This window comes from Agrobacterium radiobacter (assembly GCF_040801995.1).
Lineage (GTDB): Bacteria > Pseudomonadota > Alphaproteobacteria > Rhizobiales > Rhizobiaceae > Agrobacterium > Agrobacterium radiobacter.
Window position 1 is genome coordinate 2,496,696 of the sequence record NZ_JBEGHX010000001.1, and the last position, 21,397, is coordinate 2,518,092.

Below are 21,397 nucleotides of genomic sequence, written 5' to 3' on the forward strand. Positions count from 1 at the left end.
ATGGCTGCACGCGTGCTGATGTTTCAGGGAACCGGCTCGGATGTCGGCAAATCGCTGATGGTGGCCGGCCTTGCACGGGCCTTCGTCAGGCGCGGCCTGTCCGTCATGCCGTTCAAGCCGCAGAACATGTCGAACAATGCGGCCGTGACCGCCGATGGCGGCGAGATCGGCCGCGCGCAGGCGCTGCAGGCGCGGGCGGCGGGCGTGCCGCTTTCCGTGCACATGAACCCGGTGCTCCTGAAGCCGCAGAGCGAAACCGGCGCACAGGTGGTCGTGCAGGGCAAGATCGCCGGCAATGCCAAAGCGGCCGATTACCAGCACATGAAGGCCGGACTGATGCCGCGCGTGCTGGAAAGCTTCGAGCTCCTGAAACAGCAGGCCGATCTGGTGCTGGTGGAAGGGGCGGGCAGCGCGTCCGAAATCAACCTGCGTGCCAATGACATCGCCAATATGGGATTTGCGAGAGCTGCGGACGCGCCTGTGATCCTGATCGGCGATATCGACCGGGGCGGCGTCATCGCCAGCCTCGTCGGTACCAAAGCCGTGCTCGAAGCTGAAGACGCGGCGATGATCGAAGGTTTTATCGTCAACCGCTTTCGCGGTGATCCGGCCCTGTTTTCGGACGGCATGCGGATAATTGCGGAAAAGACCGGCTGGGCCTCCATCGGGCTTCTGCCGCATTTTGCCGACGCCGCACAATTGCCGGCGGAGGATGCTCTCGGGCTTTCCGGCCCGGCTGAGCGGAAACCTGGCGCGAAGATCCGCATTGCCGTGCCGATCCTGCCGCATATTTCCAATTTCGATGATCTCGATCCCCTGGACATGGAACCCGATGTCGAACTGATCCGCGTGCGGCCGGGCGAGACAATTCCTACCGATTGCCGTCTGATCCTGCTGTGCGGTTCGAAATCCACTATCGCCGACCTTGCCGTGCTGAAGAATGCTGGCCTGGACATTGATATCAAGGCGCATGTAAGACGCGGCGGCTATGTTCTGGGCCTCTGCGGCGGATACCAGATGCTTGGAAAAACAGTTGCCGATCCTGACGGTATCGAAGGATCGCCAGCGACGGTCGAGGGAATGGGCCTGCTGGATGTCGACACGGTTCTGACGGGCGACAAGCGGCTCATTTCCGTTCGCGGCACGAGTTTCGACGGCATAGATTTATCCGGCTACGAAATGCATGTCGGCGAAACCACAGGCATGACGGACCATCTGCCGTTCTCGACGCTCGATGGGCATAATGATGGCGCCATCTCGGCCTCTGGCCGCGTCTTCGGCACCTATATTCACGGTCTTTTCGCGGATGATCGCCAACGCGGCGCATGGCTGGAGCGTCTCGGCGGGCAGGGCGCGGACCTGAACTATGATGCGCAGGTGGAGACTGTTCTCGATCATCTTGCGGTCCATATGGAGCAGCACCTCGACCTCGACCGTCTGCTGGCTATAGCGCGATAAGGATCGCCAGAAGTCCGAACAGGCCGATCAACAGCAGATCGGCCACCCGCGCCAGTCGCAGCGCCCTGCGAATATCCTCCGCAACAAGCGTCGCCCTCCCGCCTTCACCCATGAAGCGCGCCTCCATCATCTGCCCGCCATAGGAGCGCGGCCCTGCAAGCGCGAAGCCCAGAGCGCCGGCCAGCGCCGCCTCCGGCCAGCCGGCATTGGGGGAACGGTGGTGATGGGCATCGCGACGTATCGCGGCAATGGCCCCGCCGGGTGATGCGCCCTTCACGAAAAACGAAGCGGCCACGAAAAGACCGCCGCTCAGTCTCGACGCCGGCAGATTGACCAGATCGTCCAGCCGGGCGGACGCCCAGCCGAAGGCCTCATGGCGGGGTGAGCGATGGCCGATCATGCTGTCAGCCGTATTGATTGCCTTGTAAGCCGCGCCGCCCGGCAGGCCCAGGAGACCGAGCCACAGGGCGGGTGCAACGATGCCGTCGGAAAAATTCTCGGCCAGACTTTCGATCGCCGCCCGGCAGATCGCCGCCTCATCAAGCTTTTGCGGATCGCGCCCGACGATCATCGATACCGCCTTGCGGCCACCGCCCACGCCCTCGCGCTCCAGAGCAGTGGCGACAGCCTCCACATGCTGCTCAAGACTTTTCTGCGCCGGAAGCGAAGCGCCCAGCACGGCAACCAGCAAAATGCCGAAGGGCAGAAAAATCAGGGTGGATTGCGCAAACCACGCAACAAGCAGCGTCAGCCCGACGAAACCGGCCAGAGCCGCCACACCTGCCGCCTTGCGCTGTGAAAATGACTCGTTCTCCCGGTTCCATTTTTTGTCCAGCAGCGCGATAAGCGAACCGACCCAGGTTACGGGATGGCCTATGCGTTTGAACAGCCAGTCCGGATAACCGGTCAGGCGTTCGATCAAGAGCGACAGGAAAGCGAGAGCAAAGAACATGGGTGAAACAGTACCAGAAAAGGCGCGGGCTGCGATCCGTCACGGCGGCAATCTCGGCAGGGCGCGTCTGATGTTTCCTGAAGCGCCGGCACCGTGGATCGACCTTTCGACCGGGATCAATCCGCACTCCTATCCGCATTCGGCCGTTCCCGCCAGCGCATTCACCCGCCTGCCGGAACCGGATGCCGCCGAAGAATTGAAACAGCTGGCTGCAGCCCATTTCGGCGCGCCTTCCGCCCGGCATGTGACGCTTTCCCCCGGCACCCAGATGCTGATGCCATTACTGGCTCAGATTGCACTTGCTCGCGGGGCCAAGAGCGGCGCCGTGCTTTCACCCGCCTATGCGGAACATGCCCGGACCGCACGTATGGCCGGACTTGCCGTAACCGAGTTGGAAAACACCAGGGAGCTGTCGGCTCACGACTATGCCGTGGTGGTTAATCCCAACAATCCCGATGGCCGCATCACGGATCGCGCAGCGTTGCTGTCGCTGGCCGAAGCCATGCGCGACAAGGGCGGGCTGCTCGTCGTGGACGAAGCCTTCATCGAGACGGGAGGAGGTGCAGAAAGCCTCGCAAATGCAGCCAGCCAGGATGCGCTGGTGATCCTGCGCTCTTTCGGCAAATTTTATGGTATGGCCGGCGTTCGGCTGGGTTTCGCCATTGCGAAGCCCGATATCGCCGCTGAACTTGAAGCGCGGCTCGGCCCCTGGGCGGTTTCCGGCCCTGCGCTGCATATCGCAACACAGGCTCTGGCAGATGGAAAATGGCAATCGTCCATGCGTCTGCGCCTTGCCGAAGACACCCGGCGCATGAACGACATGCTGGAAAAAGTGGGACTGGCGATTGCCGGCGGTACGTCCCTTTTTACTCTGGCGCGGAACCCTCGCGCCACCGAACTGTTCAGCCATCTTGGCCAACACGGCATTCTGGTCCGCATTTTTGATGAAAGGCCGAACGACGTGCGTTTCGGCCTTCCCGGGAGCGAAACGGAGTGGCAGCGCCTTGAGGAGGCGCTGTCATCCTTTGGTTATTCCTCGAAGGTGTAGGTCTCGATCGACTCCGGCTTCATTTCGATGGAGAAGCCCGGCAGTTTCGGCGGCATGTAAGCGGCGTTTCTGATATCGCAGGGTTCGATGAAGTGCTCGTGCAGGTGGTCGACATATTCGATCACGCGGCCTTCCTTCGTACCAGATACCACCAGATAGTCGATCATCGACAGATGCTGCACATATTCGCAAAGGCCGACGCCGCCGGCATGCGGCCAAACCGGTAAATTGTATTTGGCGGCGATCAGGAGAACCGCCAGCACCTCGTTCAGGCCACCCATGCGGCAGCTGTCGATCTGCACCACATCGATCGCGCCTTCAGCGATGAACTGCTTGAACATGATCCGGTTCTGGCACATTTCGCCCGTCGCCACCTTCACCGAGCCGATGGCAGCACGAATTTTGCGATGGCCAGCGACATCATCCGGGCTGGTCGGTTCTTCGATGAAGAAGGGCTTGGAAAAGGCGAGCTTATTCACCCACTCGATTGCCTGATCAACTTCCCACACCTGATTGGCATCGATCATCAGGTAACGGTCGGGACCAATCACCTCGCGGGCTATGGTAAGACGGCGAATGTCGTCTTCCAGATCACGGCCGACCTTCATCTTCACATGGTTGAAACCGGCATCGATGGCTTCCTGGCAAAGACGGCGCAGCTTGGCGTCGTCATAGCCAAGCCAGCCGGCCGACGTGGTATAGCAGGCGTAACCTTCGTTCTTCAGCGTCTCGATACGTTGCTTCTTGCCGCTTTCGGCTTTTTTGAGGATCGCGAGCGCATCGTCGCGGGTGAGCACGTCGGTCAGATAGCGATAATCGACGATATCGGCGATTTCTTCCGGGCTCATATCGGCAACAAGCTGCCACACCGGCTTGCCCGCCTTCTTGGCCAGCAGATCCCATACCGCATTCACAACGGCGCCGGTGGCGAGATGCATCGCGCCCTTATCCGGGCCGATCCAGCGCAGCTGGCTGTCGCTCGTCAGATGCCGCCAATATTTGCCCGGATTCTCGGTAACGGTAGCAAGATCGGTGCCGACCACCAGATGACGCATCGCTTCGATGGCCATGCAGCAGATGTCATTGCCGCGGCCGATGGTGAAGGTCAGCCCGTGGCCTTTGAGACCCGCCTCATCGGTATCAAGAATGACGTAAGCCGCCGAATAATCCGGGTCGGGGTTCATAGCATCCGAACCGTCGAGACTTTGGGAGGTCGGAAAACGCAGGTCGAAAACACGCAGATCAGTAATTTTGGTCATGGCCGGTCACTCGCGGTCAGTGTCAAAGGAAATCGTTCAATCGTGGTGGAAGGTCTCTTCCATCATCGCCCACCACTCGCCTTCCTTGCGGCTTTCGAGTGGTTGCTGGCAGGGAATCGTGAAGGACCACCATTCCTGGTTCTTGGGGCTTGCAGCCATCTTCGCCATGTCGGCGCTGATATCGGTGCCGTAATATTCCCAATAGCCGAAGAGCAGATTTTCCGGCTCGCGCAGGAAGATCGTATAATTGCGGATATTGCAATCGCTGATGAGCGCCAGAATTTCAGGCCAGACGGCGGCGTGCAGCCTTTTATATTCCGCGATCATGTCAGGTTTGACGCCTATGACCATGCCCATACGCTGCATGAAAAACTCCGTTATTGCTTGATGGTGGCGAGCGCAGCGCGCAGCTTTGTCTGCGGCAGGCTTAGTCCCAGCCGTTCCGCCGCGGCAATGACCGGAGCGAAGCGGCGACGCTTCTTTTCGTCGTGGTTGCCGGCGATATCAGCCAGCCGATGCGCGAGAAAGGGATTGCGCAAACGTTCCCGCAATTGACCGATATAGGTCTGCGCTTCGTCTCCCATGCCTTCGGCTGCAAAGACCGGCAGAACCTCGTCCCGCCAGAGCGTCTCCAGATCTGCAACGAGAGCATCGTCGGCCATTGCCTGACGCACCGTCTCATCCTTCCCGCGCGCATCCTGCGTCCAGCGTTCCGCCAGATAGGAATGGCCGAGATTGAGCAGAAAAAGCTTCAGCTTTTCATAGTGATCGAGATCGTCGGTCAGCACCACGGCAGGGTGCGTGCAGGGGAGGACAAGACCATCCTGGCTCTCTATCGCCCAGAGCGCATAGGGTTCCGCCACAGCGCCGACCGGGTCGATGGGCTCGGAGACGATGCGGTCCACCAGACTATTGGCGAAACGGCACTTCTCATTCAGATAAAAGGCAAAACCTGCCGGCAATTGCCATTCATCGGCAAGCCGGCGAATAACCTCTTTCAGCCTTTCGCCGTTACGCGGTACAAGCTCACAGGGGAAAATGGACACAGGCGCTTCCGGATTGCTCTGAAAACGCTCCAGCAGCAACATGCAGAGTTTCGCCGGAAAGCTCTTCGGCACGATCGTAAAATCGCCAGCAAGCCCAGCATTGTCGGCCGAATCCAGCTCATAACCGCGGTCGCCCGTATTGGACAGAATGACCTCGGCCTCGCAGGCGAGGCGGCGCACTTCGGCCCAGTCGGTCGCAGCGGTCAGTGCCCGCGCGACAGCCCTGCCTTGAATTTCCTCGTCCACTTCATGCCCATCACGGATACCGCGAATAAGCACGGGATAGGGCGCGCCGCTGTTCAGCGCCGCAACACGCTTCAGGCTCTCCGCATTGCCGGTCGTCTGGACAATCGCGATGCGCCCGAGCGCTTCGCCCTTGTCCAGCGCCTGCGAAACAAAGAGATCCGCATGCGCCAGGAGAAAGCGGCTGGTGCCGAATTGCAGGATGGCCGTATCGGACGTCATGCGACCTCCACCATGCCTTTGATCACTCCGGCCTTCGGATCGGTCAGGCCGGCGAATCTGGAGGGCACATCGGCAAGCGTCATGCGATGGGTGATCAGTGCCTCCGGCACCTTGCCTTCCCGCAGCGCCTGCAGGACGCGCTCGAAATCTTGAGGCGTGGCATTGCGGCTGCCGAGCAGCGTCGTCTCACGCTTGTGGAACTCAGGATCGTTGAAGCTGATATCGCTGGCGACGATGGAGACCAGCACGTAGGAACCGCCATGGCCAACAAAGGAAAAGCCGCGCTCCATGGCTTTCGGATTGCCGGTCGCATCAAAGACCGCATCGAAGAAATCGCCGTCGGTGATTTCGGAAAGACGATCTTTGTCGCCTTCCCCGAGTGTCACCGTATGCGCAACGCCAAGATGCTCCTTGCAGAAATCCAGCCGGTCGGTACGCCCATCGATCATCGTCACTTCGCCACCGTCGAGAACGGCGAAAACCGCAACGGCCATGCCGATCGGGCCGGCACCGACGATCAGAACCTTCTGCCCCTTCTCGACTGCGCCACGGCGCACCGCATGCGCACCAATAGCCAGAAATTCGGTCATCGCCGCCTGGTCGAGGCTTAGCCCCTCCGCCTTCAGTACAAATTGCTGCGACACGCTCAGATATTCGACCATGCCGCCGTCACGATGAACGCCGAGCACACCGATATTGCGGCAGCAATTGCTCTTGCCCTTAAGGCAGGCGCTGCATTTGCCGCACGAGATATAGGGAATGACGGTGACCACGTCGCCCACGGACAGATGGCTGCCTTGCGGCGCCTCTTCCACCGTGCCGGAAAGCTCATGACCCATGATACGCGGATAGGAAAGATAAGGCTGGTTGCCGGTGAAGATGTGCAGATCCGTGCCGCAAACACCAATGCGGCGGATGCGCACCAGCACTTCACCTTCGCCACGCGCTGGTTTCGGCAGTTCCTTGGGGACGAGTTGACCTGGGGTTTCGCAGAAAATCGCCAGCATGCATCACCTGTGGGAAAGGGAATAAAAACGAATGGCATTACCGCCAAAGACTGCCGCATGGTCCTCTGCCGGCACGATATCGCGGCAGAAATCCAGCCATGCCTGATAATCGCCGGCCAGCCGCAACACCGGCCAGTCACTGCCGAAAATCACGCGGTTGCCACCAAAGAGTTCAAGAATGGTCTCGGCATAAGGCCGCACGGCTTCCGGTCGCTGTTCACCGCGCTCGGTCAGCAGACCGGAGAGTTTGCAATGGACATTGGGAAGAGCCGCCAGAGCGGCCATATCCTTGCGCCAGTCGCTGTAGTGACCGATGGCAATCATGGGCTTCGCGCCATGGTCGATGACGATGGGCAACTGCGGATGGCGGCGGGCGAACGACAGCAGATGCGGCAGATTGGGCGGCAGGACCAGCGCATCGAACGCCAGACCGTGCTTTACCAAAGCCGCCGCGGCTGGATCGAGTGCCGGATCATCGATCCAGGCAACATCCTCCATGCCCTGCAACATCGGACGCACAGCCTTGAAGGCCGGATGTTTTGCCCGGCGAGCAATTTCACTCGCCGCCTCGGGAGACTTCATGTCCACCCAGCCAACCACGCCCTTGATGAAATCGGTCTTTTCCGCCAGTTCCAGCATGAAATCCGTGTCGGCCCGTGTCTCCATCGTCTGCACCAGCACGGTGCCGGAAACTCCGGCAGCGGCCAGCAAGGGCGACAGATCGGCGGGGAGAAAATCCCGGTAGATGGCGGCGAGCGACGGCGGCGGCCATTGCCCGGCACGATCCTTCATCAGCCAGAAATGCTGGTGGGCGTCGATAATCATGCCTCAAGCCTTCCCGGCGGGCGTAGGCGCACCTTCGGCAATCAGGCCACGCCTGTGCAGCTCGGACCAGAATTCATCCGGGATCGACTGTTCGAACCATTCGATATTCGAAGCCAGCTGCTGCGCATTGCGCGCACCTGAGACAACAGTGACCGAAGCCGGATGCGCGAGCGGAAATTGCAATGCGGCGGCCTGCAGCGATACGCCGAGTTCCTCGCAAACACCCTGCAGCGCATCGACACGCGTGAGAATATCGGCAGGAGCATCGGCATAATTGAATTTGCGGTTGCCAGCCAGAATGCCGGAATTGAAAGCACCGGCGACAACGATACCGACGCCGCTTTCAGCGCAGCGATTCATGAAACCAAGGCTCTGCTGTTCCAGCAGCGTATAACGGCCGGCAAGCATGGCAACGTCGATGTCGAAGACATCCATCGCGTCGCTGACAATTTCCCACTCGTTGACGCCAAGGCCGATGGCCCCCGTCGATCCTTCCTCGCGCAGCTTGCCAAGCGCCCGGAAGCCGCCGCCCGTGGTCAACTGCTCCCAATAATGCTGGTGCTTTTCGCCATGGGTGTAGGAACCGATATCGTGGACATAAAGAATATCCGGCTTCAGGACGCCTAGCCGCTGCCGGCTTGCCTCGAAGGAGCGCAGAATACCGTCATAGGAATAATCATAGACCGGGCGGAAGGGCAGGGGCGCTATATAGGCATCCTCCTCCGGACCGACGGTCTCGTCAGGAACCATCACACGGCCGACCTTGGTGCTGAGCGTATATTCGCTCCGGTCATGCTCCGTAACCATGGTGCCCAGACGACGCTCCGACCGCGTATAGCCATAAAACGGCGCGGTATCGAAATAACGCATGCCGCTTTCCCATGCCTTGTCGAACGCACCCTTGGACTCTTCATAGGGGGTGACGCGGTAGAGATTGCCCATCTGGGCGCAACCGAGGCCCATGACGGTGACGTCAACGGCGCGGTGCGGCAACTTACGTGTATCGGAGACTTTCATCGCAGGGACTTCCTGAATTTCTAGCTAGAGCGGGATGGTGAAAACCGCATCTCAAACAGGTAAGGCGCGCCGCCCTGTGGCGGCGCGCCATCATGCATCAGTAAAGAACGTTCTTGGCTTCCGGCTTTTCGATATTGTCCTTGGTGACAACAACGACGCCGGTATCGACGAACTTCTCGACCTTTTCCTTGTTGATGAGCTTGGAAATGGTCTCTACGCCCTTTTCACCCATCTGGTAGGAACCCTGAACCACGATACCGCCCAGCGTGCCATCCTTGACGAAGCTCTGAAGGTCCTGATTGCCGTCGAAACCGATGGCGACGACCTTGCCGGCCTTGCCGCTCTGGGCGAGAGCGCGGCCAACGCCGATTGCCGTCGGCTCGTTAGCGCCGAAAATGCCCTTGAGGTCCGAATTGGCGGCCAGAACGTCGGTCGTCTGGTTCAGCGCGGTGGCCATCTGCGACTGCGAGTAGAACGGTCCGACAATCTTCAGATTGGAGTTCATCTGGATATAGTCGGTGAAACCGCCGACACGGCCGATTTCGGAACCGGCACCAGCGACATAAGACATGACGGCGATCTTGCCTTCCTTGCCCACCTTGTCGATCAGCGCCTGCGCTGCCAGTTCGCCGGCTTTCTTGTTATCGGTCGCCAGGAACGACTGGTAATATTGCTCCGAGCCCTTGGCGAGCTGCGAGTCGATCAGGACGACGGGAATACGGGCTTCCCAGGCCTTCTTGACGGCAGGCACCAGCGCGTCCGGATCGGAAGGTGCGAGAACAATACCAGCAACCTTACGGTTGATGGCGTTTTCAACCATGTTGACCTGGTCGGCAATCGCCGATTCAGCAGCCGGACCCTGGAAGGTCATGGTGTTGCCGGAAGAATTCTTCATCGCCGCGTCAGCGCCCTTCTGGACGTTCTGCCAGAAGGTGGAGTTGACGGTCTTGACGATGACGGCGATTTCACCGGCCTGCACGGTGGAAACGCTCCACAGCGCGATTGCGGATGTCAGAAGGGCAGTCGCAATTTTCTTCATTTCTTCCTCCGTGATGTCGGCATACCGGGCCTCCCCTGCCGATCTTTTTTGCGGAAAGGGTCCGCAGCCCTTTGATCAGCGGCGGTTGCGCAGCTGGTCGATCCAGACGGTGACCAGAATGACGAGGCCGATGATGATCTGTTGCGTGAAGGCGGAGACGCCATTCATATTGAGACCGTTGCGCAGGATGCCGATGACGAAGGCACCGATGGCCGTACCGGAAATCGTGCCGACGCCGCCGATCAGCGATGTGCCGCCGATAACGGCGCTGGCAATCGCATCCAGCTCATACATCACGCCCTCATTCGGCTGGGCGGTGACGAGGCGGGACATCAGCACGCAGCCCGTCAACCCGGCGAGCGTGCCGGACAGAATGTAGGTGAAATTGGTAACGCGGGCGACGTTGACACCGGAAAGGCGTGCAGCATCCGCATTGGAGCCCACGGCATAGATGTGGCGGCCGAGGATCGAGCGGTTGAGCATGAAGGAAACCGCAAGCGCAATCACCACCATCAGGATGACGGGGTAAGGAATGCCGGGGAAAACGACGTTCGGAAAGCCGTCGTCACCGATATTAACGATGCGGAAGAGGGCGCCGTTGCCGAGTTCGCCGAAGGATTCACCAAGGCCTGAAACGGCGCGCGCACCAGTGATCTGCAGCGCCACGCCACGGGCGATCAGCATCATGCCGAGGGTGGCGATGAAGGGCGGTAGCTTGAAACGCGTGACCAGCAGCCCGTTGATGAAACCACAGAGCGATCCCGTCAGAATGCCGAGCAGCATGCCGATCGGCACCGGCATGCCGAGTTCCTTCACCGCAAGGGCGGCGACCACACCGGCGAGCGCCAGCACCGAACCGACAGAAAGATCGATACCGCCGGTGATGATGACGCAGGTGGCACCAATGCCGAGCAGAGCGATGGACGTGACCTGCAACGCAATCGTCATGCCGTTATTGACGGTGAAGAAGGCGCTGCTGGTGGCGGAGAAGACCGCGACGAGGGCGAACAGGCTGCCGAGCGCAGCAAACTTCTGGATGATGTCCTTCTGGCGGTCGCTGACAGCAAAGCTCTTCTTGGGTTCTGCAATATTGGCCATGTCGTTCCTCACTGCGCGGCCCGGCCGTAACCGGACGCATACCGCATGATTTCTTCCTGATTGGTCTTGGCGGTTTCGAGTACGCCCGTGATGCGGCCCTGATGGAAGACCGCGATGCGATCCGTCAGCCCCAGAATTTCCGGCAATTCCGAACTGATGAGAACGACGCCGATGCCCTGTGCGGCCAGTTCGTCCATGATCTTGTAGATCGCGAATTTCGCGCCGACATCGATGCCGCGTGTCGGCTCATCGAAGAACAGCACGCGCGACTGGCGGAACAGCCATTTGCCGATGATGATTTTCTGCTGATTGCCACCCGAAAGCAGCCGCACCGTCTGATCGATCGAAGGGGTGCGGATATTCAGAAGGTCGACGTAGCGCTTGGCGACGTCGTCGTGCTTCTTGAAGTCGATCAGCCCGAAACGGTTGGAAACCTCGCCGAGATTGGCAAGCGTCGTATTGGCCGCCACCGACATCTTGATGGCGAGGCCATCGCTTTTGCGGTCTTCCGAGAGATAGGCAATACCTTCTTCGATCGCGTCCTGTGGCGAGTTGATCGAAAGCTCGCGCCCATTGAAGGTGATTTTGCCGGCATCAAGCGGATCGGCCCCGAAGATCGCCCGCGCGACTTCCGTTCGTCCCGCGCCCATAAGTCCGGCAAAACCGAGGATTTCACCGCGCCGCAGTGAAAAGCTCACATCGCTGAACACGCCATTGCGGGCCAGACCTTCAACGGAGAAGATGACGTCTTCCGTCGAGCGCGATGTGCGCTCGGGGAATTTGTCTTCCAGTGAACGCCCGACCATGCGGGTGACGATGTCATCGACGGTAATCGAGGCGAAATCGTCGGTCGAAATATAACGTCCGTCACGCAGGACCGTCACACGGTCGACGATCTCGGCCATTTCATCGAGACGATGGGAAATGTAAACGATGCCGACGCCGGAGGCCTTGAGGTCCCGGATAACCTTGAAAAGAAGGCGGGTTTCCTGCTCGGTCAGCGAAGAGGTCGGCTCATCCATGATGAGCACTTCCGCATCAAGCGACAGCGCCTTGGCAATCTCCACCATCTGACATTGGGCGACGGAGAGGCCACGGACCATCTGGTCGGGGTTGATATCAACACCCAGCCGGTCGAGACAGCGCTTGGCGTCGAGACGCAGCTTCTTGCGGTCAACGAGGAAACCGCGACGCGGTTCGCGCGCAAGATAGATGTTCTCGGCAACGGAAAGATGCGGAACGAGGTTGAGTTCCTGGTGAATGATGGCGATGCCGGCGGCTTCGGATTCCAGCGGTGATGCATATTGCACCTTCACGCCCTTGTGCAGGATCGTGCCGTCGCTCGGCTGATAAACGCCGCTGATGATTTTCATCAGCGTCGATTTTCCCGCACCATTCTCGCCGCAGACGGCATGCACTTCACCGCCGCGCAAATCAAAATGCACGTTGGACAGCGCTTTGACGCCCGGAAATTCCTTGCTGATATTGTCGAGACGCAGAAGGGCCGAACGCTCCGCGCGCGCCATCTCCTCAGGCGAAAAATCGCCCCGAATTGTCGATGCGCCCTGCGACATCTGGAAACCTCCCACCCGTATCCCCGCTCCACCGGGGTTCATGAACAGGTCAAATGGTTAGGCCGGTTTTTCAGAATGGTCAAGCCAATTAGGTCAAAATTTGCTATCCTGCATCCGAAGCGGAAACAGAGTATCGAAATCATATCGGTAATAAGCATGTATTTTCATATGATTAAGTAATTCCTTGCGCATTGATACGCTTGGCGTTACGGTAAGGCCAAATACGGATTGCAGATAGGGCTCGTCGGAAAACACATGAGTGGTCAGGCCAAAATAGCGGAACCGCGCAGGCTTTATCAGCAGATTGCGGACCAGATACGTGAACTCATCGATATGGGTGAATTCCTACCCGGTACGCGGCTTCCCGCCGAACGGGAACTGGCCCAGAAGCTCGGTGTATCAAGGCCTTCGTTGCGCGAGGCGCTGATTGCGCTTGAAATCGACAACACCGTCGAGATTCGCATGGGTTCCGGCGTCTATGTGTCGGCGGAAGCTCTGCAGACGACCCATCATACCAAATCGCTTGGCGACAGCCCCTCCGAACTGATGCAGGCGCGGGCCGCGCTGGAGGGCGCGACCATCGTGCTGGCGGCAAGCCGGATGACCGATGAGACGATCGCGACCCTCCGCCAGATACTCAACACCATGCAAAGGGAAATCGAGGCCGGTCGCAAACCTCTGGATCAGGACCGGCTGTTTCACGTCACCATAGCCGAGCAATCCGGTAACAGCGTTCTGGCCCGAATGGTGGCGAACCTTTTCGATGAGCGCCACAGCCCGATTTCGGCCCAGCTTCGCGTGAAATTTGAAGACCGCGATACCTGGACCCATGCGCTTCAGGAACATGAAGCCATTCTGGCGGCGCTTGAGCTTAAAGACCCGCTGCTGGCGCAGGCAGCCATGCATACCCATCTGGAAGGTTCGAAGAGACGCTGGGTGGAAAGCTAATTTCGAAACATAGCAGACAATATATATCGGGAGGAGGATAACCCGTGAGTGAGAATTCCGAGGCAACCATTTTGCTGAACGCCAACGACAATGTCGCGGTGGCGCGTCGGTCCATTCCGGCCGGCGGCGCAACGGGCAGGGGAGATCTGGCGGCGCTCGAGTTGATCGGGCGCGGGCATAAGGTGGCCCTCAAACTCATCAAATCCGGAGACGAGGTGCTGAAATACGGACAGGTGATCGGTATAGCCACACAGGATATCGAGCCCGGCCGGCATGTTCACCTGCACAATCTCGCCATGGTGCCGTCCGAACACGCCCATCAGTTCAGTGTCGATATTGAAGAAAAGGGCATGCTGCCGGAAGCCGAGCGCCGGACGTTCAAGGGGTATGACCGCGGCCTCGGTGGCGTCGGAACGAGAAACTATATCGGCGTCATCGCTTCGGTGAACTGTTCCGCCACGGTATCGCGTTACATCGCTGATTATTTCAACAAGCAGGGCGGCCTTGATGGTTTCGACAATGTCGATGGCGTCGTGGCGCTGACCCATGGGGGCGGCTGTGCGCTGAACACAAAATCGGAAGGTTACCGCCTGCTGATCCGCACCATTCAGGGTTATGCCCGCCATCCGAATTTCGGCGGCATTCTGCTGATCGGCCTCGGCTGTGAAACCAACCAGATCGCCCCCATCCTCGAACATTACAAGATGGAAGAGGGTGAGCGGCTGCGCACCATGACGATCCAGCAGCATGGCGGCACCCGCAAGACGATCGATGCGGCGATCGCCGAGATCAAGGCCATGCTGCCAATGGTCAACGCCGCCAGCCGCACCGAGCAACCACTCTCCAAGCTGAAGGTGGCGCTGGAATGTGGTGGTTCGGATGGTTACTCTGGCATTTCCGCCAACCCGGCCCTGGGTTATGCCTCCGACCTCATCGTCCGCAACGGCGGCACCACAGTCCTCTCCGAAACGCCGGAGATTTACGGCGCCGAGCATCTGTTGACGAAGCGCGCAGTCACCCCTGCTGTGGCCGAGAAGCTCTTGCAGCGTATCGACTGGTGGCGGGATTATACCGCCAGGAACGGTGACGAACTCAACAACAACCCTTCCCACGGCAACAAGCTTGGCGGCCTGACCACCATTCTGGAAAAATCACTCGGCGCAGTCGCAAAGGGCGGCTCCATGCCGCTGAAGGCAGTTTATGAATTTGCCGAGACCGTGACGGAGCAGGGTTTCGTCTTCATGGATACACCGGGCTATGATCCCGTTGCCGTCACCGGCCAGGTCGCGGGCGGCTGCAACGTCATCTGTTTCACCACCGGCCGCGGCTCGGTCTCGGGCTTCAAGCCGGCTCCATGCATCAAGATCGCCACCAATTCCGAAATGTATGAACACATGAAGGAAGACATGGATATCAATTGCGGCGAGATCGTCACCGGCAACGAAACCATCGAAGAATCCGGCAAACGAATTTTCGAGCATATTCTGGCCGTCGCATCCGGCGACAAGACCGTCAGCGAGATTTACGACTACGGCGACAACGAATTTGTGCCTTGGCAGGTTGGGGCTGTGACCTGAACCTGCGACACCAGACTGTCCCACGTGAAACAAAAGGCCCGGAAATCACTTTCCGGGCCTTTGTCATTTCTGCCTGTTCCGCACTTAGTGGCGGAAGTGACGCATGCCGGTAAAGACCATTGCCACATTGTGCTCGTTCGCAGCGTCGATCACTTCCTGATCGCGCATGGAGCCACCCGGCTGGATAACAGCGGTAGCACCTGCGGCGATCGCGGCGAGCAGACCGTCAGCAAAGGGATAAAATGCTTCCGAAGCGACGGCAGAGCCGCGTGTCAGCGGCTCGGAAAGACCAAGAGCCTTGGCGGCATCTTCAGCCTTCTGGGCGGCAATGCGGGCGGAATCCACACGGCTCATCTGGCCGGCACCGATGCCTGCGGTCTGCCCGTCCTTGGCATAGATAACGGCATTGGACTTAACATGCTTGGCGATCTTGAAAGCGAACTTCATGTCTTCAAGTTCCTGCAGCGTCGGCGCACGCTTGGTGACCACCTGGAGGTCCAGATCTTCGACCATGCCATTGTCGCGGCTCTGCACCAGCAGGCCACCCGAAACGGTCTTCGCCGTAATCCCGGCCGCGCGCGGATCAGGCAGGCCACCGGCGGTCATCAGGCGCAGGTTCGGCTTGCGGGCGATGATGGACTTGGCTTCTTCCGTCACGTCAGGTGCGATGATGACTTCCGTGAAGAGCTTGACGATCTCTTCCGCCGTTTCCGCATCAAGCGTGCGGTTCAAGGCGATAACGCCGCCAAAGGCGGAAACGGAATCACATGCCAGCGCGCGCCGATAGGCTTCGGCAAGCGTCGGGCCGGTCGCAACGCCACAGGGATTGGCGTGTTTGATGATGGCAACGGCCGGCGCGTTTTCCGGCAGGAATTCCGCCACAAGCTCGTAAGCTGCGTCCGTATCATTGATGTTGTTGTAGGAAAGCTGTTTGCCCTGAAGCAGAGTGGCGGTCGCCACGCCGGGGCGCTTCTCACCCGTCAGATAGAAGCCTGCGCTCTGGTGCGGGTTTTCGCCATAGCGCATCTTTTCCTTCAGCACGCCGCCGATGGCGCGGTAATCCGGTGTCTCGATCGCAAGCGCTTGCGCGAACCAGTTGGAAATCACCGCGTCATAGGCAGCCGTGCGGGCATAGGCCTTGGCGGCAAAACGCTGGCGTAGCGCATAGGAGGTCTGGCCGTCATCAGCCTGCAGGGCTTCAACCAGGTCAGGGTAATCGGACGGATCGGTAACAACAGTGACATAGGCATGGTTCTTGGCGGAAGCGCGGATCATTGCCGGGCCACCAATATCGATGTTTTCGACCGTCGTCGGATAATCGCCGCCCTTGGCGCGAACTTCCTCGAAGGGATAGAGATTGATGACCGAGAGATCGATCGCCTCGATGCCGTGCGCCTTCATCGCCTCGACATGCTCCGCGTCATCCCTGATAGCCAGCAGCCCACCATGGACATTGGGGTGCAGAGTCTTGACGCGGCCGTCCATGATCTCTGGAAAATTCGTCACGTCGGAGACATCCGTCACCGGCAGGCCTGCTTCCGCAATGGCTTTCGCCGTACCACCGGTCGACAGGAGCTTGACGCCAAGCTTCGACAGAACCGTCGCCAGCTCTATAATGTCAGTCTTGTCAGACACGGAAAGAAGCGCCGTGCGGATTTTGACCTTGTCGGGGGCGGGGATTTTCTTGGACACGACGGCCATCAGGCATACTCCGTTAAACGGGGAGGACAGGCTGGAATGGGATTGATCCAGCAATTGCCGCCGCGTTAACACAGCTTACCGGATTAATAAACAGCGGGGATGCTGAACGGCGTAAACTATGGCGGTTTTTGCCCCGCGCCGCCGGAAATTTCCTAGGCCTGGCGTTCAATCAGCCAGCGGATTTCCCGCGTATTCGCAAGATTGAAGGGGAGCTCGATCTGCTGAGAGGGCCGCATGCCGGACGCATCGGCCATAAACACATCCTCGGTGACGAAAAGCTCCAGCCCGGGTGCCGAAAACAGCCAGACGGTTCCATCCGCCGCCTCCAGGTAGACCGACTCTTCGTCCCGCTGGTGCAGCTGAATGTGAGGATGAATGTGGAAACGCGAAACCGCGGAGATCGACTGCAATTGCGTTTTTGCGGCATTCTCATCAGCCCGAAGCAGATCCCGGCCTTTTATCTTGGTGCCGGCCGCATTCAATTCTATTTCCCGCTCATGATAACAGCCGAAATTCTGCAAATAACCGTCATGAGACGCCCACAGGATGTCATTGCCGTTTGCGTCCGTTCCACGTCGGCTGTCAACCTGGCTGACACCTGATACCATGATCGGACCAAGCAGCCTCGAGCGCGACAGTCTGCAGGATGATGTATCCGCAAGCGTGACAGTGGAATGCGCGGCCGTCGAACGGCTGGCCCGCTGATATTCCGGCGCGGCATTGCGCGGAAAACCGGAATTGACGATGAAGCGGTTCTTGCCACAGGACATTTCAAACGAAAGGCAACCCGAATGGGCATTGCGTGAAAGCTCCGCCGAACCGGGATACCCTGTATCGACGATGATGACCGTATCGTCCGTCGCAAGCCGGTGATAGTTCACATCCGGCAGGACTTTGGAGGGCCTGCCAGCCGTTTCGTCGTAGCGCAGCACGGAAACAAGCTCATTGGCCAGTGTGGCCGTGGCGCCATTGAACAGCGCGAGATCGCCGCCCTGATGCCGGAAGAACCGAATCGCCGGAAACATGCGGTCTATCGCCGGCACCAGACCGGAGGGGAGATTATGGCCCAGATTGATATAACTTTGTCGCAGCGGCAGGAGATCGAGCAGCAAATCCAGCATGACCCGTGGGTTACGGGAAACATGCCCGCCATCGGGCAGAATCTGGCGTTCCATTTCCTGAGCCAGCTTCATTCCGTTCCGGTTGATGCGCGACAGGCGGGTAGGCATGGCGATAGAGGCCATGGCAAGCGCGATCCTAACCCTCAGCCGCGCTTCGCCGTCAGGCGCATGTCTGACGATTCTTTCGAGATACCGCACGTGAAAGGTAAGGCTTTTCAGGAAACGGCGGTAAAAACCGGCATCAGCCTCGTATAAAACCACGGGAGAGTGCGAGAGCCAGGCTATCAACCTCTGCGCCGCGATTTCCGGCGACCAGGCGATACCCGCAAGCCGTCTGCCATGGATCACCATCCATTCGGCGACGATGCGGCGAGCCCGCTTGCAGGCCTCGCTCGATTTATCGGATCGAATATGACGCAGCCAAGTGAATGCATGCAGCCGTTCTTCGAAAACCGCCGAGGGGTAGTCCACCTGAAAGGGCGAAGCCCCGCCGGTTTCGACGACACGCCCGGCCAACGCGATGCGGCCCCGCAACAATTCCTCGGCGAAATAGGGATCGATCGCTCTGAGATCGGTCGGCGCCGCCACCAGACCATCGGGCACACGATTGGCAAATCGCGACACATGCAGGCGCAAAGGCGTAAGGCCGACACACAAATGACGATACGCCATCCGCGACAGAAGACCGGCGGCATTCATGCTGCCTGCAAAGGACCCTAACAAGCTGTGTTTCCCGTTTCACATGTTTTGTTTTTATCAGTGAACCGCGACGACCGGAACGTTTTCGATAAATATCTAATGATTCGCGAGAGCTTGGCTTTTTTCTACTTCTTACGCAAGACACTGCTAAAAAACCCATCGACGCCGCCGAACATATCAGGCGTCGTACGAAGATCGCCATCGGCGCTGATAGCCGCTTCCATTCCGGGCCAATCCTCGCGGCGGACGGCAACACGCTCCACGCCGGGATTTTCCGCCAGAACCTCGGCAATCATCTCCTCCCCTTCGGAAGGATCAAGCGAGCAATTGGAGAAGACCACGAGACCGCCGGGACCAACAAGGGTCAGCGCCTGCCGCAGCATCTGGCCCTGAAGAGCGGCCAATTTGGCGATATCGTTCTCATCCTTGGTCCAGCAGACATCAGGATGTTTGCGAAGTGTCCCGGTGGAAGAACATGGCGCATCAAGGAGAACCGCGTCAAAAAGCTGTTCCGGCTGGTACTTCAGCATATTCGCCTCCACCGTCTCGGCATTTAGGCCAAGTCGATCGAGATTTTCCCTGAGGCGACGAAGACGGTTGCCGGACTGATCCAGCGCCGTCACCCTGGCGCCCGCCAGCGCAAGCTGGGCGGTCTTGCCGCCCGGGGCCGCGCAGAGATCGGCGACACGCTTGCCGGAGATATCGCCCAGTAACCTGACAGGCATGCTCGCCGCAAGATCCTGCACCCACCATGCACCCTCGGCAAAACCCTCGAGCGATGGGATTTGTCCCTCGAATTCACCCAGTCGCACGCTGCCGTTCGGCATGAGCGTACCGCCCAGTTTCTCCGCCCAAAGAGCGGGATCCGCCTTGATCGTGAGATCAATGGAGGAGGGTGTCAGCTGCGCCTGCGAAATCCTTTGAGCTGCTTCATTTCCGTAAGCCGAAACAAGCCGCGCATAGAACCAGTCCGGCAGCACGGGAACATCGGCGACAGCCTTTTCGATCTCCGCTTTTTCACGACCGAGCCTTCTGAGAACGGCATTCACCAGCTTGACGAAACGCTTGTTGCGCGGATCACGGTGAGCCTGCTCCACGGCGAGGTCGACAGCGGAATGATCCGGCACATCGAGGTAGAGCATTTGGGCTGCACCGACGACAAGGACGTGGTGCAGCGATCGCGCGCCCTGCGGCAGCGGCCCATCGAGCAGCATCGACAATGCCGTTTCAATCCGGGGCAGGTGGCGAAGCGCGCTGTTGACGATGGCCCTTACCAGCGCCCGGTCGGCAAGCGACAGGGCTCGATAGACGGGATTGCCGTTTTCGTTATCAAGCATCCCGTCCAGCGAGGTCTTCTTTTCCAGAACGGCCGCCAGAATGCGGGTGGCGGCAATGCGCGCGGCAAGGCCTGGCTTATCCTGGAAAGACGAAGGGCCGTCTTCACGGCCCCTCCCATTTGCAGGTCTCGGTTTTCTGGACCGCGCCGGCTTATTCTGAATATCGGATGTCAAGACCACGGCCCCTTGCGCTCGTTTTCATTGTCTCGTCCCCAGCCTGTTTTGGGAACAGAGCCTGATTTGCGCAGAGGTCTATCACCCGAGGACGGCGGCGTCGATCCTCGCGGAGAAAACTCCTGCGCCATGGCGTGCAGCGCCGCCACGCGGTTTTCCGTGTTCGGATGCGTGGAAAAGAGATTGTCCATGCGCTCGCCGGAAAGCGGATTGATGATGAACATATGCGCCGTCGCCGGGTTGCGCTCGGCATCATCATTGTGAATGCGCTGCGCCATGCCCGAAATCTTCTGCAGGGCGGAGGCAAGCCAGAGCGGGTTGCCACAGATTTCCGCGCCGCGGCGGTCGGCGGAATATTCACGCGTGCGGCTGATCGCCATCTGCACCAGCATTGCCGCCAGCGGCGCGACAATCATCGCGACCAGCACACCGATAAAGCCCAACGGGTTGTTGTTGTTCTCCCGGTTGCCGCCGAAGAAGAAGGCAAAATTGCCGAGCATGGAAATGGCACCCGCCAGCGTGGCGGTGATTGTCATGGTCAGCGTATCCCGGTTCTGCACATGTGCGAGTTCATGCGCCATGACACCGGCCACTTCCTCAGGAGTTAGCCGCTCCAGCAATCCGGTGGAAGCCGCAACAGCGGCGTTCTGCGGATTTCGTCCAGTCGCGAAGGCATTGGGCTGCGGGCTGTCGTAAATATAGACCTTTGGCATTGGTAGACCGGCATTCTGCGACAGATCGCGGATCATATGAAAAAACTCAGGCGCATTGGCCTCATCAATCTCCCGCGCATGATAGGCGGCGAGGACCATCTTGTCAGAATTCCAGTAGGAGAAAAGATTCATACCGGCCGCAATAAGCAGCGCAATCATCATGCCGCCCTTGCCGCCAATCAGAAAACCGACACCCATGAACAATGCGGTCATGAAGGCCAGAAGCATTGCCGTGCGCATCATGTTCATCCGTTAAACTCTCCTTCTCACTCACCGGGAATATTCCGGGGTTTATAAAGCCCATCAGATTATATAATCTGGTAAGCGGCAAACGTATTT

General features: G+C 59.2%; 18 protein-coding genes. 4 read left to right on the forward strand and 14 right to left on the reverse strand.

Features of this window, described 5'->3' with window-relative positions:
• Positions 1–1,458 carry a cobyric acid synthase gene (locus MRBLRC7O_RS12300; protein ID WP_080866495.1) on the forward strand — a complete coding sequence of 486 codons (1,458 nt, stop codon included), beginning with the start codon at positions 1–3 and terminating at the stop codon, positions 1,456–1,458.
• Here MRBLRC7O_RS12300 and cbiB read toward each other — a convergent pair.
• Entirely contained in the window at positions 1,445–2,410 is a 966-nt protein-coding gene (cbiB, locus tag MRBLRC7O_RS12305; RefSeq protein ID WP_080866496.1) for an adenosylcobinamide-phosphate synthase CbiB, read from the reverse strand. The genes MRBLRC7O_RS12300 and cbiB overlap by 14 nt on opposite strands.
• Here cbiB and cobD point away from each other — a divergent pair.
• Positions 2,409–3,458: a threonine-phosphate decarboxylase CobD gene (gene cobD / locus MRBLRC7O_RS12310; RefSeq protein WP_003505294.1), complete on the forward strand. Its 1,050-nt coding sequence runs from the start codon at positions 2,409–2,411 to the stop codon at positions 3,456–3,458. The two genes, cbiB and cobD, sit on opposite strands and share 2 nt — an antisense overlap.
• On the opposite strand, the gene MRBLRC7O_RS12315 is transcribed toward cobD, so the two are convergent.
• From MRBLRC7O_RS12315 to MRBLRC7O_RS12355, 9 genes are all read right to left on the reverse strand, one after another.
• Positions 3,440–4,717 (reverse strand): L-fuconate dehydratase, encoded by a 1,278-nt coding sequence (locus MRBLRC7O_RS12315; RefSeq protein ID WP_003505299.1) that lies wholly within the window; start codon positions 4,715–4,717, stop codon positions 3,440–3,442. The genes cobD and MRBLRC7O_RS12315 overlap by 19 nt on opposite strands.
• A 36-nt stretch (positions 4,718–4,753) precedes the next feature.
• Positions 4,754–5,083, reverse strand: coding sequence for an L-rhamnose mutarotase (locus MRBLRC7O_RS12320; RefSeq protein WP_003505301.1), 330 nt, complete (start codon positions 5,081–5,083; stop codon positions 4,754–4,756).
• Between the two features lie 11 nt (positions 5,084–5,094).
• Complete coding sequence (locus tag MRBLRC7O_RS12325; protein WP_003505302.1) at positions 5,095–6,228, reverse strand: mannitol dehydrogenase family protein; 1,134 nt, start codon at positions 6,226–6,228, stop codon at positions 5,095–5,097.
• Entirely contained in the window at positions 6,225–7,235 is a 1,011-nt protein-coding gene (locus MRBLRC7O_RS12330; RefSeq protein WP_003505305.1) for a zinc-binding alcohol dehydrogenase family protein, read from the reverse strand. Before MRBLRC7O_RS12330 ends, MRBLRC7O_RS12325 begins: the two co-directional genes overlap by 4 nt.
• A 3-nt stretch (positions 7,236–7,238) precedes the next feature.
• The gene (locus MRBLRC7O_RS12335; protein WP_003505307.1) at positions 7,239–8,060 is read right to left on the reverse strand and encodes an amidohydrolase family protein; all 822 of its coding nucleotides are present in this window, start codon (positions 8,058–8,060) and stop codon (positions 7,239–7,241) included.
• A gap of 3 nt (positions 8,061–8,063) precedes the next feature.
• A complete protein-coding gene (locus MRBLRC7O_RS12340) occupies positions 8,064–9,077 on the reverse strand; it encodes an aldo/keto reductase (RefSeq protein ID WP_003505309.1) in 1,014 nt (337 codons plus the stop codon).
• Positions 9,078–9,174: 97 nt separating this feature from the next.
• Positions 9,175–10,116, reverse strand: a complete 942-nt coding sequence (locus MRBLRC7O_RS12345; RefSeq protein WP_003505310.1) for an ABC transporter substrate-binding protein — start codon at positions 10,114–10,116, stop codon at positions 9,175–9,177.
• A 75-nt stretch (positions 10,117–10,191) separates the two neighbouring features.
• A complete protein-coding gene (locus MRBLRC7O_RS12350; RefSeq protein WP_003505311.1) occupies positions 10,192–11,214 on the reverse strand; it encodes an ABC transporter permease in 1,023 nt (340 codons plus the stop codon).
• A gap of 8 nt (positions 11,215–11,222) precedes the next feature.
• Positions 11,223–12,788 carry a sugar ABC transporter ATP-binding protein gene (locus MRBLRC7O_RS12355; protein ID WP_003505312.1) on the reverse strand — a complete coding sequence of 522 codons (1,566 nt, stop codon included), beginning with the start codon at positions 12,786–12,788 and terminating at the stop codon, positions 11,223–11,225.
• A 255-nt stretch (positions 12,789–13,043) separates the two neighbouring features.
• Between MRBLRC7O_RS12355 and MRBLRC7O_RS12360 the strand changes: the two genes are divergently transcribed.
• Both MRBLRC7O_RS12360 and MRBLRC7O_RS12365 read left to right on the forward strand, forming a co-directional pair.
• The gene (locus tag MRBLRC7O_RS12360; RefSeq protein WP_003505313.1) at positions 13,044–13,736 is read left to right on the forward strand and encodes a FadR/GntR family transcriptional regulator; all 693 of its coding nucleotides are present in this window, start codon (positions 13,044–13,046) and stop codon (positions 13,734–13,736) included.
• Between the two features lie 44 nt (positions 13,737–13,780).
• Positions 13,781–15,313: a UxaA family hydrolase gene (locus MRBLRC7O_RS12365; RefSeq protein ID WP_003505314.1), complete on the forward strand. Its 1,533-nt coding sequence runs from the start codon at positions 13,781–13,783 to the stop codon at positions 15,311–15,313.
• Positions 15,314–15,397: 84 nt separating this feature from the next.
• Here MRBLRC7O_RS12365 and purH read toward each other — a convergent pair whose 3' ends face one another.
• The 4 genes from purH to htpX all read right to left on the reverse strand — a co-directional run bounded on the left by purH (position 15,398) and on the right by htpX (position 21,307).
• Positions 15,398–17,014 (reverse strand): bifunctional phosphoribosylaminoimidazolecarboxamide formyltransferase/IMP cyclohydrolase, encoded by a 1,617-nt coding sequence (gene purH / locus MRBLRC7O_RS12370; RefSeq protein ID WP_080866497.1) that lies wholly within the window; start codon positions 17,012–17,014, stop codon positions 15,398–15,400.
• Positions 17,015–17,166: 152 nt separating this feature from the next.
• Complete coding sequence (locus MRBLRC7O_RS12375; RefSeq protein WP_162690835.1) at positions 17,167–18,834, reverse strand: heparinase II/III family protein; 1,668 nt, start codon at positions 18,832–18,834, stop codon at positions 17,167–17,169.
• A 125-nt stretch (positions 18,835–18,959) separates the two neighbouring features.
• A complete protein-coding gene (locus MRBLRC7O_RS12380; protein ID WP_003505318.1) occupies positions 18,960–20,345 on the reverse strand; it encodes an RsmB/NOP family class I SAM-dependent RNA methyltransferase in 1,386 nt (461 codons plus the stop codon).
• A complete protein-coding gene (gene htpX, locus MRBLRC7O_RS12385; protein WP_080866498.1) occupies positions 20,342–21,307 on the reverse strand; it encodes a zinc metalloprotease HtpX in 966 nt (321 codons plus the stop codon). Before htpX ends, MRBLRC7O_RS12380 begins: the two co-directional genes overlap by 4 nt.
• Positions 21,308–21,397: the final 90 nt, after the last annotated feature.

Excerpts from the sequence above, each read along its gene's own strand:
- MRBLRC7O_RS12300 (WP_080866495.1), top strand. The coding sequence starts at position 1 with ATGGCTGCACGCGTGCTGATGTTTCAGGGAACCGGCTCGGATGTCGGC.
- cobD (WP_003505294.1), top strand. The coding sequence starts at position 2,409 with ATGGGTGAAACAGTACCAGAAAAGGCGCGGGCTGCGATCCGTCACGGC.
- cbiB (WP_080866496.1), bottom strand. The coding sequence starts at position 2,410 with ATGTTCTTTGCTCTCGCTTTCCTGTCGCTCTTGATCGAACGCCTGACC.
- MRBLRC7O_RS12315 (WP_003505299.1), bottom strand. The coding sequence starts at position 4,717 with ATGACCAAAATTACTGATCTGCGTGTTTTCGACCTGCGTTTTCCGACC.
- MRBLRC7O_RS12320 (WP_003505301.1), bottom strand. The coding sequence starts at position 5,083 with ATGCAGCGTATGGGCATGGTCATAGGCGTCAAACCTGACATGATCGCG.
- MRBLRC7O_RS12325 (WP_003505302.1), bottom strand. The coding sequence starts at position 6,228 with ATGACGTCCGATACGGCCATCCTGCAATTCGGCACCAGCCGCTTTCTC.
- MRBLRC7O_RS12330 (WP_003505305.1), bottom strand. The coding sequence starts at position 7,235 with ATGCTGGCGATTTTCTGCGAAACCCCAGGTCAACTCGTCCCCAAGGAA.
- MRBLRC7O_RS12335 (WP_003505307.1), bottom strand. The coding sequence starts at position 8,060 with ATGATTATCGACGCCCACCAGCATTTCTGGCTGATGAAGGATCGTGCC.
- MRBLRC7O_RS12340 (WP_003505309.1), bottom strand. The coding sequence starts at position 9,077 with ATGAAAGTCTCCGATACACGTAAGTTGCCGCACCGCGCCGTTGACGTC.
- MRBLRC7O_RS12345 (WP_003505310.1), bottom strand. The coding sequence starts at position 10,116 with ATGAAGAAAATTGCGACTGCCCTTCTGACATCCGCAATCGCGCTGTGG.
- MRBLRC7O_RS12350 (WP_003505311.1), bottom strand. The coding sequence starts at position 11,214 with ATGGCCAATATTGCAGAACCCAAGAAGAGCTTTGCTGTCAGCGACCGC.
- MRBLRC7O_RS12355 (WP_003505312.1), bottom strand. The coding sequence starts at position 12,788 with ATGTCGCAGGGCGCATCGACAATTCGGGGCGATTTTTCGCCTGAGGAG.
- MRBLRC7O_RS12360 (WP_003505313.1), top strand. The coding sequence starts at position 13,044 with ATGAGTGGTCAGGCCAAAATAGCGGAACCGCGCAGGCTTTATCAGCAG.
- purH (WP_080866497.1), bottom strand. The coding sequence starts at position 17,014 with ATGGCCGTCGTGTCCAAGAAAATCCCCGCCCCCGACAAGGTCAAAATC.
- MRBLRC7O_RS12375 (WP_162690835.1), bottom strand. The coding sequence starts at position 18,834 with ATGAATGCCGCCGGTCTTCTGTCGCGGATGGCGTATCGTCATTTGTGT.
- htpX (WP_080866498.1), bottom strand. The coding sequence starts at position 21,307 with ATGAACATGATGCGCACGGCAATGCTTCTGGCCTTCATGACCGCATTG.